Source organism: Streptomyces sp. NPDC016309 (assembly GCF_043077235.1).
Lineage (GTDB): Bacteria > Actinomycetota > Actinomycetes > Streptomycetales > Streptomycetaceae > Streptomyces.
The window spans coordinates 289,890-303,765 of sequence record NZ_JBIBSG010000005.1 but is presented as its reverse complement, the minus strand read 5'-3'; the positions used below and the strand labels follow the sequence as shown (position 1 = coordinate 303,765).

The 13,876-nt window shown below is 71.5% G+C and carries 11 protein-coding genes; 5 read left to right on the top strand and 6 right to left on the bottom strand.

Annotation, left to right across the window (positions count from 1 at the left end; genetic code table 11):
* Nucleotides 1–117 precede the first annotated feature (117 nt).
* The 5 genes from ACF068_RS15015 to ACF068_RS14995 all read left to right on the top strand — a co-directional run bounded on the left by ACF068_RS15015 (nucleotide 118) and on the right by ACF068_RS14995 (nucleotide 4,037).
* Nucleotides 118–1,035, top strand: coding sequence for a sugar phosphate isomerase/epimerase family protein (locus ACF068_RS15015; RefSeq protein WP_392274656.1), 918 nt, complete (start codon nucleotides 118–120; stop codon nucleotides 1,033–1,035).
* A 191-nt stretch (nucleotides 1,036–1,226) separates the two neighbouring features.
* Complete coding sequence (locus ACF068_RS15010) at nucleotides 1,227–2,393, top strand: serine hydrolase domain-containing protein (RefSeq protein WP_392274655.1); 1,167 nt, start codon at nucleotides 1,227–1,229, stop codon at nucleotides 2,391–2,393.
* A gap of 309 nt (nucleotides 2,394–2,702) precedes the next feature.
* On the top strand, nucleotides 2,703–2,900 hold the full coding sequence (locus ACF068_RS15005; protein ID WP_392274654.1) for a helix-turn-helix transcriptional regulator: 198 nt from the start codon (nucleotides 2,703–2,705) through the stop codon (nucleotides 2,898–2,900).
* Nucleotides 2,901–3,017: 117 nt separating this feature from the next.
* The gene (locus ACF068_RS15000; protein ID WP_392274653.1) at nucleotides 3,018–3,641 is read left to right on the top strand and encodes a GNAT family N-acetyltransferase; all 624 of its coding nucleotides are present in this window, start codon (nucleotides 3,018–3,020) and stop codon (nucleotides 3,639–3,641) included.
* Between the two features lie 84 nt (nucleotides 3,642–3,725).
* Complete coding sequence (locus ACF068_RS14995; protein WP_392274652.1) at nucleotides 3,726–4,037, top strand: heavy-metal-associated domain-containing protein; 312 nt, start codon at nucleotides 3,726–3,728, stop codon at nucleotides 4,035–4,037.
* A gap of 508 nt (nucleotides 4,038–4,545) precedes the next feature.
* On the opposite strand, the gene ACF068_RS14990 is transcribed toward ACF068_RS14995, so the two are convergent.
* From ACF068_RS14990 to ACF068_RS14965, 6 genes are all read right to left on the bottom strand, one after another.
* Nucleotides 4,546–5,835 (bottom strand): citrate synthase, encoded by a 1,290-nt coding sequence (locus ACF068_RS14990; protein ID WP_392274651.1) that lies wholly within the window; start codon nucleotides 5,833–5,835, stop codon nucleotides 4,546–4,548.
* 177 nt (nucleotides 5,836–6,012) lie between these two features.
* Nucleotides 6,013–8,238 carry an ATP-dependent RecD-like DNA helicase gene (locus ACF068_RS14985; protein WP_392274650.1) on the bottom strand — a complete coding sequence of 742 codons (2,226 nt, stop codon included), beginning with the start codon at nucleotides 8,236–8,238 and terminating at the stop codon, nucleotides 6,013–6,015.
* Between the two features lie 122 nt (nucleotides 8,239–8,360).
* Nucleotides 8,361–10,292 carry a rhamnogalacturonan lyase gene (locus ACF068_RS14980; RefSeq protein ID WP_392274649.1) on the bottom strand — a complete coding sequence of 644 codons (1,932 nt, stop codon included), beginning with the start codon at nucleotides 10,290–10,292 and terminating at the stop codon, nucleotides 8,361–8,363.
* Nucleotides 10,293–10,648: 356 nt separating this feature from the next.
* On the bottom strand, nucleotides 10,649–11,461 hold the full coding sequence (locus tag ACF068_RS14975) for a sugar phosphate isomerase/epimerase family protein (protein WP_392274648.1): 813 nt from the start codon (nucleotides 11,459–11,461) through the stop codon (nucleotides 10,649–10,651).
* The gene (locus ACF068_RS14970) at nucleotides 11,458–12,600 is read right to left on the bottom strand and encodes a dihydrodipicolinate synthase family protein (RefSeq protein WP_392274647.1); all 1,143 of its coding nucleotides are present in this window, start codon (nucleotides 12,598–12,600) and stop codon (nucleotides 11,458–11,460) included. Before ACF068_RS14970 ends, ACF068_RS14975 begins: the two co-directional genes overlap by 4 nt.
* Entirely contained in the window at nucleotides 12,597–13,748 is a 1,152-nt protein-coding gene (locus ACF068_RS14965) for a Gfo/Idh/MocA family protein (protein ID WP_392274646.1), read from the bottom strand. Before ACF068_RS14965 ends, ACF068_RS14970 begins: the two co-directional genes overlap by 4 nt.
* Nucleotides 13,749–13,876: the final 128 nt, after the last annotated feature.

The following is a 13,876-nucleotide window of genomic DNA, read 5'->3' as shown; positions in this document are numbered from 1 at the left end:
CCTTCGCGTCGGCACCGTGATCAGGTCTAGCCGCCACGGGAGGGCCTGTCAACATTTTGTCCGGACATTCGGACCAATGCTTGACGCTCCTCCGCGTCCGCCACCAAGCTGGGGCCCATGACGCCGCTGTCACCGCCGCCGCCGCTGTCCCGCATCCGGATCGGTTCCGCCCCCGACTCGTGGGGGGTGTGGTTCCCGGACGATCCCCGGCAGGTCCCCTGGCAGCGCTTCCTCGACGAGGTCGCCGCGGCCGGGTACGAGTGGATCGAACTCGGTCCGTACGGCTACCTTCCCACCGACCCGGCCCGGCTCACCGAGGAGACGGCCCGGCGCGGGCTGAAGGTCTCGGCGGGGACCGTCTTCACCGGCCTGCACCACGGCGACGCCGTCTGGGACCGCACCTGGGCGCACGTCGCGGACAACGCCGCGCTCGCCCGCGCGATGGGCGCCGGGCACCTGGTCGTCATCCCGTCCTTCTGGCGGGACGACAAGACCGGCGAGGTGCTGGAGGACCGCCACCTCACCGCCGGACAGTGGCGCGACCTGGCCCGGCTGACCGAGCGCCTCGGCGCCGAGGTGCGCGACCGCTTCGGCCTGCGCGTCGTCGTCCACCCGCACGCCGACACCCATATCGACACCGAGGAGAACGTCAGCCGCTTCCTCGACGCCACCGACCCCGAACTCGTCGCGCTCTGCCTGGACACCGGGCACTACGCGTACTGCGGCGGCGACAGCGTCAAGCTGATCGAGACGTACGGCGAACGCATCGGCTACCTGCACCTCAAGCAGGTCGCCCCCGAGGTCCTCGCCCGGGTCGTCGCCGAGGGCACCCCGTTCGGCCCGGCCGTCGCGCGCGGCGTCATGTGCGAACCCCCCTCCGGCGTCCCGGCCCTGGAACCCGTCCTCGCCGCCGCCCAGGCCCTGGACGTCGACCTGTTCGCCATCGTCGAGCAGGACATGTACCCCTGCCCTCCGGACCAGCCCTACCCCATCGCCGCCCGCACCCGCCGCTTCCTCCGCTCCTGCGGAGCCTGAACGGCACACCCGCGCAGCGGACGCCCCGGGCTCGGCGGCCTCGGGCCTCGTCGCGCACCCAGGTGGCGAAGGACGGGGCTTTGGGGGGGGACAGCCCCCGTATCCATGCGGGCGTCAGCCGGATGGGCAACCGGTGCGGCGACCGGCAGGCTGATGCGGGAAGGCACAGGCAACGGAAACGGGAGCGATCGATGAATGTGCGTGCACGGGCGGCTGCACTGCTGGCGGGGATATGCGCGGTGGCGGTGTCAGGGGTCTTTCCGGCGGCCGCCGGGGAGCGGACGCCGGCCTCGCCGCCCGCCGGGCTCGCCGAGGCCCTCGAGCAGACGGTCGCGGACGGATTCCCGGGTGCCGTGGCGTATGCCAGACGCGGTGAGTGGGAGTCCCGCTCGGCGGCCGGACTCGCGGACACGGCGAGCGGCGAGCGAGCCCGGCCGGACCAGCGGTTCCGGATCGCCAGTAACACCAAGTCGTTCGTGTCGACGGTGCTTCTGCAACTGGAGGGCGAGGGAAGGCTCTCGCTCGACGACAGCGTGGAGAAGTGGCTGCCCGGCGTGGTCCGGGGGAATGGCAACGACGGCCGGGCCGTCACCGTCCGGCAACTGCTCAACCACACCTCGGGCATCTACGACCCCACCACCGAGCCGGAGTTCTTCGCGCCCTATCTGGAGCGCCATGAGTGGGACCACGTGTACACCCCCCGGGAGGTGATCGACCGCGCCGTCCGGCACAAGCCGCTGTTCGCGCCCGGCGGCGGCTGGTCGTACTCCAACACCAACTACCTGCTCGCCGGTCTGGTGATCGAGGCGGTCACGCATCACAGCGCGCCCTCGGAAATCCACCGGCGGATTCTCGCCCCGCTGGGACTGAAGGACACCTCCTTTCCGCTGACCGACCCGTCCATTCACGGTCCCCATCTGCACGGTTACGACCTCACGGGCCGGGATGTGACCCGGTTCAGCCCGTCGTACGACTGGACCGCGGGTGCCATGATCTCCACGGTCGGCGACCTGGCCCGGTTCCACCGGGCCCTGTTCAGCGGCAAGCTGCTGCGCCCCGCCCAGCAGCGGGAACTCCTGACCACGGTGCGGTTCCCCCGGAAGCCGGCGTACGGACTCGGCGTGCAACGCATGAACATGCCGTGCGGCTCGGAGCCGGGCACCAAGCCGGTCAGCGCCTGGGGGACCGACGGCGGTGGACCTGGCTTCACCAGCGTGTCCCTCACCACCACGGACGGCGAGCGACAGCTCGTCCTCGCCGTCAATGTCTACGACCTCGGCGCGGACCTGAGAGGCAAGTCGCCCCTCCCGGGGAACAAGGGGCTGATGAAGGCCCAGACGGCAGCCCTGTGCGACTGAGGCGGCGCCAGGTCGTCGCGGTCACGCCCCACGGCCGGACCCGCCGCCGGCGCACATCTCCCCGTTCCGGTCCGGGACTCGGGCGCGTACCGGCGGAAGCGGCCACGTCCTTGTCACAGTGATCTCCTCCGTGTCACGCATATCTCCATTACGCGGGTCTTCGGTCACAAGCGTTCAACAGCCCCTTCCCGCCGGTCACTCGCTGTCGTTCAACGGGCACAGGCTGAGTTGATCGCCAGCGCCGACGCCGTGGCTCCCCCGCCGGTCCTCCCGGACCGCCACCGCGGCGCGCGCAAGGAGGTGCCACAGATGACGGACAGCAGGCTCTGGTCCTACAAGGAGATCGCCGCGCACATCCGGGTGCAGCCGGACACGGTCCGCTCGTACCGGAAGCACGGCCTGCTCCCCAAGCCCGACCACGTGGAGGGCGGCAAGCCCTACTGGCACCCGGACACGATCCGCGTCTGGGTGGCCAACCGCCCCGGCAACCGGGGCCGCGGGGACTGACGGCCCCGCCGTGGAGCACGGCCCCGTCCGGGGGCCCGGCCCCGCGCCGGCCCCGGCGCGGGGCCGGCCGCACATATCGCCTTGCCCGTCCCCGGCGGCGGGCCGGAGGATCGCCGGATGAACGACTTCTCCGTCAAACCCACCCTCACCGGCGAGCACGTGGTGCTGCGGCCGGTCACCGAGGACGACGCCGCGGTGATCGCGGAGATCCTTTCGGACCCGGAGGTACTGACCTTCACCGGCACCCCCGAGGGCGCGCCGCCGCCCTCCCCCGCCTCCCTGCGCGCCTGGTACGGCTCGCGCGGCGAGCGGACCGACCGTCTGGACCTCGCCCTGGTCGACCGGGCCTCCGGAGAGACGGTGGGCGAGCTCGTCCTCAACGAGTGGGACGAACCGAACCGTAGCTGCAACTTCCGCACCCTGGTCGGCCCCCGTGGACGTGACCGGGGCCTGGGGACCGAGGCGATCCGGCTCCTGCTCGCCCACGGCTTCGGCGAGCTGGGGCTGAACCGGATCTCGCTGGGCGTCTTCGCCTTCAACCCGCGCGCGATCCGGGTCTACGAGAAGGTCGGCTTCGTCCGGGAAGGTGTCGAGCGCGAGGCGCTGCGGCACCGCGGCCGGTGGGTCGACTCGGTGTGGATGTCGGTCCTGGCCCGGGAGTGGGCCGTCCACCGCGGGCACCCGGAGAGGGCGGCCGGTGCGGCGCGCGGGAGCGACCCCACTGGAATTCATACCCCCTAGGGGTATACAGTGAGGAACGTCAGGACGTCACGGCATGCCCGTACGCCCCTGCCGCACCAGACTGCGACCGAACAGGAGAACACCATGACCTCCGAGACGAGGACCGAGCTTCCCCAGGCCACCGGGTCCTGCTGCTCCCCCGCCGGCTCCTGCCACGACGGCGCGGAGGCGGCCGCCACCGGCGGCGTCACCACCGTCTACGAGGTCCGGGGCATGACCTGCGGCCACTGCGAGGGCGCCGTGACCGAGGAGGTCTCCGGAATCGCTGGCGTCACCTCCGTGCAGGCGGTCGCCTCGACCGGCCTGGTCACCGTGGTCTCGGAAGCCGCGCTGGACGAGGCCGCGGTGCGCGCCGCGGTCGACGAGGCGGGATACGAGCTCGTCGGCCGCGCCTGACGCCACGGCCGGCCGGCGGACCCGCCGGCCGAGCACGCCACCCCGGCCGGGCCGGGCCGCACCGCGACGGCGGGCGGCCGGCCCGGCCGCGGCTTTTCCTCCCCCTTTGGTGGTGACTGTCGGTCTTCCGGGCCACTGCTCCACGTGATTTCACCTTCACGTGACTCACAGGACCTTCACAAAGAGACCTAGATCACAGATATTTGGGGGTAACCATTCGGACCGCTCGCGAGTCTGAATGGGCGATGCCAAGAACGTCTTGGGGGACGTTCATGGGATGTCTTGGGGGACGTCCCAGGCAAGCGTTGGCCGGGGCACGTGCACCGGGGAGCTTTGAGCGGCCCTCCCGTACGTACCCCGGCAGATCGCATCGCGAGCTTCTGCTGCAACCCGGCAGACGCCCGGACCCGGATCCCGTGGGGGGAATCCGTTCCGGGGATATGGGAAGCGCCCCGCTCGCCGACCCGTGGGGGGATCGGCGGCGGGGCGCTTCTCGATGAGCGTGGCGTCAGCGGCTCTCGACCGGGACGAAGTCACGCAGGACCTCGCCGGTGTAGATCTGGCGCGGGCGGCCGATGCGGGAACCCGGCTCCTTGATCATCTCGTGCCACTGGGCGATCCAGCCCGGCAGCCGGCCCAGCGCGAAGAGCACCGTGAACATCTCGGTCGGGAAGCCCATCGCCCGGTAGATCAGACCCGTGTAGAAGTCGACGTTCGGGTAGAGGTTGCGCGAGACGAAGTAGTCGTCGGCGAGCGCGTGCTCCTCCAGCTTCAGCGCGATGTCCAGCAGCTCGTCGGACTTGCCGAGCGCCGAGAGGACGTCGTGCGCCGCCGCCTTGATGATCTTCGCCCGGGGGTCGAAGTTCTTGTAGACGCGGTGGCCGAAGCCCATCAGACGGACGCCGTCCTCCTTGTTCTTCACCTTGCGGATGAAGGAGTCGACGTCGCCGCCGCTGGCCTGGATGCCCTGGAGCATCTCCAGCACCGACTGGTTGGCGCCACCGTGCAGGGGGCCCCACAGGGCCGAGATGCCGGCGGAGATGGAGGCGAACATGTTCGCCTGCGACGAGCCGACCAGGCGCACGGTGGAGGTGGAGCAGTTCTGCTCGTGGTCCGCGTGCAGGATGAGCAGCTTGTCGAGCGCGGAGACCACGACCGGGTCCAGCTCGTACTCCTGGGCGGGGACCGAGAAGGTCATGCGCAGGAAGTTCTCGACGTAGGACAGGTCGTTGCGCGGGTAGACGAACGGGTGGCCGATCGACTTCTTGTACGCGTAGGCCGCGATCGTGGGCAGCTTGGCCAGCAGCCGGATCGTGGAGAGGTGACGCTGCTTCTCGTCGAACGGGTTGTGGCTGTCCTGGTAGAACGTCGACAGCGCGCTGACCACGGAGGAGAGCATCGCCATCGGGTGGGCGTCGCGCGGGAAGCCGTCGAAGAACCGCTTGACGTCCTCGTGCAGCAGGGTGTGCTGCGTGATCTCGTTGCGGAAGGCCGCCAGCTCGTCGACCTTGGGCAGCTCACCGTTGATCAGCAGGTACGCCACCTCGAGGAAGGTGGAGCGCTCGGCAAGCTGCTCGATGGGGTAGCCGCGGTACCGCAGAATGCCCTGCTCGCCGTCCAGGTAGGTGATCGCGGATTTATAGGCGGCGGTGTTGCCGTATCCACTGTCCAGGGTCACCAGACCGGTCTGGGCTCGGAGCTTCCCGATGTCGAAGCCCTTGTCACCGACGGTGCTCTCGACCACCGGGTAGGTGTATTCACCGTCCGCGTACCGCAGTACTACAGAGTTGTCGCTCACGTCATCCCTCACCGACGTAGTGCCTCTTCTTCGAGGTGCCCTGACTGTCTCTACCATCCCCCACTTGGCCCAGCAGAGTGCACTCGGGGTCGACCATTCGGCCAATTGGCGGCACTCAGTGCCGTCAACCTGCTCATCCTGCCCCCTTCGCCCCGCTTGCGAAAGTCCGGATGATCCTCAGGTGATGTTTCCCACCCCTACCTCACCTTTCAGCCGATAATGCAGTGAGGTAAAGCGCCGCCCGGCGGACACCGTCCGGACGGCCTGACCGATCGCCTTGCGTGATCCCACGAGGACGACGAGTTTCCGGGCCCGCGTCACGGCCGTGTAGAGCAGGTTCCGCTGGAGCATCATCCACGCCCCGGTGGTGACCGGGATCACCACCGCCGGGTACTCGCTGCCCTGCGAGCGGTGGATCGTGACGGCGTAGGCGTGGGCCAGCTCGTCCAGCTCGTCGAAGTCGTACGGCACCTCCTCGTCCTCGTCGGTCAGCACCGTCAGCCGCTGCTCGTCCACGTCGAGCGAGGTGACCACGCCGACCGTGCCGTTGAAGACGCCGTTCGCCCCCTTCTCGTAGTTGTTGCGCACCTGTGTGACCTTGTCGCCGACGCGGAAGACCCTGCCGCCGAACCTCTTCTCCGGCACGTCGGGCCGCGCCGGGGTGATCGCCTGCTGAAGGAGCCCGTTCAGGGTGCCCGCGCCGGCCGGGCCCCGGTGCATCGGCGCCAGGACCTGCACGTCCCGGCGCGGGTCGAGACCGAACCTCGCCGGGAGGCGGCGGGCGGCCACGTCCACGGTGAGCCGGCCGGCCTCCTCGGTCTCCTCGGCGACGAACAGGAAGAAGTCCGGCAGCCCCGTGGTGACCGGCTGCTGACCGGAGTTGATGCGGTGGGCGTTGGTGACCACCCCGGACTGCTGGGCCTGCCGGAAGATCCGCGTGAGCCGCACCGCCGGGACGGGGCCGCCCGGCGCCAGCAGGTCCCCGAGCACCTCCCCCGCGCCCACGCTGGGCAACTGGTCGACGTCCCCCACCAGCAGCAGGTGCGCCCCCGGCGCCACCGCCTTGACCAGCTTGTTCGCCAGCAGCAGGTCCAGCATGGACGCCTCGTCGACGACGACCAGGTCGGCGTCGAGCGGCCGGTCCCGGTCGTACGCCGCGTCCCCGCCCGGCTTCAGCTCCAGCAGCCGGTGCACGGTGGACGCCTCCGCGCCGGTCAGCTCCGCCAGCCGCTTCGCCGCGCGACCGGTGGGTGCCGCGAGGACGACCTTGGCCTTCTTGGCGCGGGCCAGCTCCACCACCGACCGGACCGTGAAGGACTTGCCGCAGCCGGGACCCCCGGTCAGCACGGCCACCTTCTCGGTCAGGGCCAGGCGCACGGCCTGCTCCTGCTCCGGCGCCAGGTCCGCCCCCGTACGGTCGGCGAGCCACGCCAGCGCCTTGTCCCAGGCCACGTCCCGGAAGGCCGGCATCCGGTCCTCGCCGGTGCGCAGCAGCCGCTGGAGCTGCGCGGCCAGGGAGACCTCGGCCCGGTGGAACGGGATCAGGTAGACCGCCGTCAGCGGCTGCCCGTCCGGGCCCGGCACCCGCTCCCGCACGACGCCCTCCTCGTCGGCCACCAGGGCGGCCAGGCACTCGATCACCAGGCCCGTGTCGACCTGGAGCAGCTTCACGGCGTCGGAGATGAGCTGCTCCTCGGGCAGGAAGCAGTGCCCCTGGTCGGTGGACTGCGACAGGGCGTACTGCAACCCGGCCTTCACCCGCTCCGGGCTGTCGTGCGGTATCCCCACGGCCCGGGCGATCCGGTCGGCGGTGAGGAACCCGATGCCCCACACGTCGGCCGCCAGCCGGTAGGGCTGGTTCCGCACGACGGAGATCGAGGCGTCCCCGTACTTCTTGTAGATCCGCACCGCGAGGGAGGTGGAGACACCCACCCCCTGGAGGAAGACCATCACCTCCTTGATCGCCTTCTGCTCCTCCCACGCGGCGCCGATCATCTTCGTCCGCTTGGGACCCAGCCCGGGCACCTCGACGAGCCGCTTCGGCTCCCGCTCGATGACGTCGAGCGTCTCGACCCCGAAGTGCTCCACGATCCGGTCGGCGATGCGCGGTCCGATGCCCTTGATCAGCCCGGACCCCAGGTAGCGCCGGATGCCCTGGACGGTGGCGGGCAGCACGGTCGTGTAGTTCTCCACCGTGAACTGCTTGCCGTACTGCGGGTGCGACCCCCAGCGCCCCTCCATGCGCAGCGACTCCCCCGGCTGCGCGCCGAGCAGCGACCCGACCACCGTGAGCAGTTCCCCGCCCCCGCGCCCGGTGTCGACCCGGGCCACCGTGTAGCCGTTCTCCTCATTGGCGTACGTGATCCGCTCCAGGACCCCTTCGACCACTGCCAGACTGGACATGCCCCGACGCTACCCGCCGGGTCCGACAGCCCGTACGGCCTGTGGACAACTCCCGCCCACGGCCCGCGCCCGGACGCGGGTGAGCCCCCGCCTCATGCGGCGGGGGCTCACCCGTCCCCGGTCTACTTCGTCCCGAGGTAGTAACTGACCTGCGGCGGCTGGTTGTAACCGGTGTTCTGCCAGGCCACGCCCGTGCGGTACACCCGGTCGTGCATCAGCGTCGGGAGCCGGTACTCCGTCGGGTGCGGAGTGCTGTAGAGCCGCAGCGCCGTGGAGTCGGCGTTCCGCCAGATCATCTCCTCGCGCCAGTCGCCGAGCAGATCCGCGGAGAGCGCCGGGCTGCCCTTCGTCCAGTTGTTGGACTTGGCGTCCTGGTCGTACCAGATGCGGGAGAGTTCGCTGTCGCCGTCGTACTTGAGGACCTGGCCGGAGCCCGCCCTCGCCGAGCCCGACCAGCGGTGATCGAGCAGCTCACGGTTGGCGTCACCGTCCCACCAGATCGCGGAGTTGTACGAGGGGCCGCCGCCGAACGCCGGAACGCTGTCGCTGATCTTCCTGCCGGCCGCCGTATAGAGCCCGCCGCCACTGGACCAGCACTCGGCGCCCGCGTACTGCCTCGTCAGGTCCGCGCAGATGCCGCGGCCGACGTCCGTGCCGGTCTTCCGGCCCCACAGGACCCGGCCGGTCTTCGCATCGTGCATCTCGAAGCCGTACGCGGAGTCCTTGTGCTCGTGCACGTTGAAGGACTCCAGGCCGGGGCGCGCCGGGTCCAGGTCGCCGACGTGCAGGGCGTCGCCGTGGCCCAGTCGCGTGGTCCACAGGCCGGAGCCGTTGTCGTCGACGGCCATCGCGCCGTACAGGATCTCGTCCCTGCCGTCACCGTCGACGTCGGCCACCGCGAGGTTGTGATTGCCCTGCTGGTCGTAACCCTTGCCGCGGTTGGCCGAGCTGTTGCTGTCGAACTTCCAGCGCCGGGTCAGCTCCGACCCGTTCCAGTCGTACGCGGCGAGCGCGGTACGTGCGTAGATACCGCGCGTGAAGACCATGCTGGGCCTGGTTCCGTCGAGGTAGGCGGTGGCGGAGAGCAGCCTGCCCTCGCGGTTGCCCCAGGTGTCGCCCCAGTCGGCGACGGAGCCGCGAGCGGGCTCGAACGGCACGGAGTCCATCACCTTGCCGCTCGCACCGTTGAAGACGGACAGGTACTCGGCTCCGCGGAGGACCGCGCAATTGTCCCCGAGGTGCGAAGCGTTCCTGTCGCCGATGACGGTGCCCGCCGCGTCCTTCGACCCGTCGGAGGTGCGGACGGCCATCTCGGCCTTGCCGTCGCGGTCGTAGTCGAAGACCTGGAAAGAGTCGTAGTGGGAGCCGCTGCGGACGTTGGTGCCGAGATCGATCCGCCAGAGCCGCTTGCCGCTCAGCTTGTAGGCGTCGTAGATCGTGGGCCCGGTGCAGGCACCGGAGTTGGCCACGTCGGTGGCGTTCGAGGGCACCCATTTGACGACCAGCTCGTACCGGCCGTCGCCGTCCAGGTCGCCCGCCGAGGTGTCGTTGGCGGAGTAGGTGTAGGCGACGCCGTCGCGGGTGGTGCCGCCGGCGGGCTTCTGCAGGGGGATGTCGAGGCGTCCCGACCCCCACACGCCGGCCTTCTCGCCGGGCCCTTCCCTGCCGTCGACGACGGCACGGATCTCGTACACCGACGAGGTGTTGCCCCCGGTGTCCAGGTAGTTGGTCTTCCGGGTCTCCTCGATGAGTCTGCCGCCCCGGTAGAGCTTGAAGGAGACGCCGTCCGGGTCGTCGCCGAGCATCCGCCAGGTGACGAGCGTTCCCCCGTTCGCGGGCACCGCGACCAGGCCGCGGTCGAGGCGCTCCGCGATCCGGGCGGCGGCCAGGGCCTTCGTCGCTCTGTCGGCGGGCGCGGGCAGGGCGTCGGCGGCGTCCGCGAACCGGTTCAGGGCCAGGGAACCGCCGGTGCCGACGAGGACGGCGGCGAGAGCCGCCGCGAGGAGCCGGCCTCTGCGGCTGCGGCGGTGTGTTGCGGGAGGGGCAAGGGACATGGGGACCTCACGTGCAGGGGCATTGACACCCACCAGTCGCCGCCGCCACCCAAAAGGTTTCCCTTTCAACGGTCAGATTCCGGACCAGGTGGCACGCGGGTGGTCGCGCCACTCGCCCGGGGGCGGTCCCCGGGCACCCGGCCTCGCCCGTCACGCCGGGACCAGGGCGTCGTCTGCCCCTGCACGTCCGGCGGCGACCGGTGCGCCATGTCGCACGGAAGGGGCCCGGTCCTTGGACCGGGCCCCGAGCGCTCCCCCGTCAGGGCTTCCTGAATCCCCCCGGATCCCCCCGAAGCCCTGACGCCACGTATGACACGCGTCGCCGCCCAAGGGTTGTACGGATACGGCGGCGATTCTCAGAGCACGTGCTCGACGTACCGCCGAGCCGTCTCCTCCAGGACCTCGGTGCCGTCCCGGGCCCACAGGTCGTCGTTGAAGAGCTCCACCTCGACGGGGCCCGTGTAGCCGGACGCGTCGACCAGTTCGCGCCAGGCACGCAGGTCGATGGCGCCGTCGCCGAGCCGGCCGCGCCCGGTGAGGACGCCGGCGGGGAGGGGGGTGGTCCAGTCGGCGAGCTGGAAGGCGTGGAGGCGGCCCTGGGCGCCGGCTCGGGCGACGGCGGCGGGGGCGCGGTCGTCCCACCAGACGTGGTACGTGTCGACCACGACGCCGACCTGGGAGGCGGGGAAGGGCTCCGCGAGGGCGAGGGCCTGGTCGAGGGTGGAGACCGCGCACCGGTCCGCCGCGTACATGGGATGCAGGGGTTCGATGGCCAGGCGGACGCCCCGGGAGGCGGCGTAGGGGGCGAGTTCGGCCAGGGCGTCGGCGATGCGGGACCGGGCCGAGGCCAGGTCCTTGCTCCCGGGCGGGAGGCCGCCGGAGACCAGGACCAGGGTGTCGGTGCCGAGGACCGCCGCCTCGTCGACGGCCGCGCGGTTGTCGTCCAGGTTCGGCGCGGTGGTGAAGAACCCGCCCCGGCACAGGGTGGTGACGGCGAGCCCCGCGTCGCGGACGAGCGTGGCGGTGGCCTCCAGGCCGTACGCGGCGACCGGTTCGCGCCACAGGCCGACGCCGGGGATGCCGAGGCGCACGCAGGCCGCCGTGAGCTCGGGCAGCGGGAGCTGCCGCACGGTCATCTGGTTGACGCTGAGGCGGGCCAGGCCGCTCATCGCCCGGCTCCGTGGACCGCCAGGTAGGACCGCATACGGGACTCGGCCAGCGCCGGGTCCGGGAACAGCCCGAGCCGGTCGGCCAGTTCGTAGGCCCGCGCCAGGTGCGGGGCGGAGCGGGCCGACTGGAGGCCGCCGACCATGGTGAAGTGGTCCTGGTGGCCCGCCAGCCAGGCCAGGAACACCACACCCGTCTTGTAGAAGCGGGTCGGCGCCCCGAACAGATGGCGGGAGAGGGCGACGGTCGGGTCCAGGAGCGCCCGGAAGCCCTCCGTGTCGCCGGTGTCCAGAGCCCGTACCGCCCGGGCCGCCAGCGGGCCGAGCGGGTCGAGGACACCGAGCAGGGCGTGGCTGAAGCCCTGGCCGTCGCCCTCGATCAGCTCGGGGTAGTGGAAGTCGTCGCCGGTGTAGCAGCGCACGCCCTCGGGCAGGCGGCGGCGCAGGTCGACCTCGCGGCGGGCGTCCAGCAGGGACACCTTGACCCCGTCGACCTTGTCCGGGTGCTCGGCGACGACCTTCAGGAGGGTGTCGGTGGCGGCGTCCGGGTCGGCCGAGCCCCAGTAACCCTCCAGGGCCGGGTCGAACACCGGGCCGAGCCAGTGCAGGATGACGGGTCCGCGCGCCTGGCGCAGCAGGTGGGTGTAGACGCTCAGGTAGTCCTCGGACGACCGCGCGGCCGCCGCGAGGGCGCGGGAGGCCATGAGGACGGGCTGGGCGCCGGCGTCCTCGACGAGGGCCAGTTGCTCCTCGTACGCGCCGCGGACGGTGGCGAGGTCCGCCGGGGCGGTGAGCTGGTCCGTGCCCGCGCCCGCCGCGATCCGGCCGTCGGCCGCCCTCGCCTCGGCGGCGGAGCGGCGGATCAGTTCGGCGGCGCACGCCCAGTCCAGACCCATGCCGCGCTGGGCGGTGTCCATGGCTTCGGCGACGCCCAGGCCGTGGGACCACAGGTGGCGGCGGAAGGCGAGGGTGGCGTCCCAGTCGACGGCCGCCGGGGAGCCGGGGGAGACGTCCGCGTACGGATCGGCCACCACATGGGCGGCGGCGAGGACCGTACGGGAGGTGAGGGGGGCGCCACCGGGGCGGAGGTCCGCGGGCGTGGCGCGCGGCTCGTACGTGCCGTGCGGGAGCCGGATCGTCACAGCACCAGCTCCGGCACGTCGTGACGGCGGCCCTCCGCCGAGGACTTCAGGCCCAGCTCGGCGAGCTGCACGCCGCGCGCGCCGGCCAGCAGGTCCCAGTGGTACGGCTCGTCGAGCACGACGTGGCGGAGGAACAGCTCCCACTGGGCCTTGAAGCCGTTGTCGAACACGGTGTTGTCCGGGACCTCCTGCCACTGGTCGCGGAACGCCTCCGTGGCGGGGACGTCCGGGTCCCAGACGGGCCGGGGGGTGGTGGAGCGGTGCTGGACGCGGCAGCCGCGCAGTCCGGCGACGGCCGAGCCGTGGGTGCCGTCGACCTGGAACTCGACCAGTTCGTCGCGGTGGACGCGTACCGCCCAGGAGGAGTTGATCTGGGCGACGGCGCCGCTCTCCAGCTCGAAGATGCCGTAGGCGGCGTCGGCGGCGGTGGCGGCGTACGGTTTGCCGTCCTCGTCCCAGCGCCACGGGACGTGCGTGGTGACGTGGGCGGTGACGCCGGTGACCCGGCCGAACAGCTCGCGCAGCACGTACTCCCAGTGCGGGAACATGTCGACGACGATGCCGCCGCCGTCCTCCGCGCGGTAGTTCCAGGACGGCCGCTGGGCCTCCTGCCAGTCGCCCTCGAAGACCCAGTAGCCGAACTCCCCGCGTACGGAGAGGATCTCGCCGAAGAAGCCGCCGTCGACGAGGCGCTTCAGCTTCCGCAGGCCCGGCAGGAAGATCTTGTCCTGGACGACGCCGTGCTTGACGCCTGCGGCGCGGGCGAGGCGGGCGAGTGCGAGGGCGCCGGCGGTGTCGGTGGCCGTCGGCTTCTCGGCGTAGACGTGCTTGCCGGCGGCGATGGCCCGGGTGAGGGCGTCGACGCGGGCGGAGGTCACCTGGGCGTCGAAGTAGACGTCGGTGGTGTCGTCGGCGAGGACCGCGTCGAGGTCGGTGGACCACTCGGTCAGTCCGTGGCGGCCGGCGATCTCGCGCAGGGCGTGCTCGCGGCGGCCGACGAGGACGGGCTCCGGCCACAGCACCCGCCCGTCGCCGAGGTCCAGGCCGCCCTGGCCGCGGATCGCGAGGACGGACCGCACCAGGTGCTGCCGGTAACCCATCCGCCCCGTGACGCCGTTCATGGCGATGCGCACGGTTCTGCGTGTCACGAAGGTCCTCCCAGTGTCCTCGGCGCGCGGGACCGGTCGGCCCGCGGGCGGGGTGCCCGGGGAAGACATGCCCGTACACCAGGACAGCAAGCGCTTTCTACACCCAATGACGCTAGCCTGCCGACGGC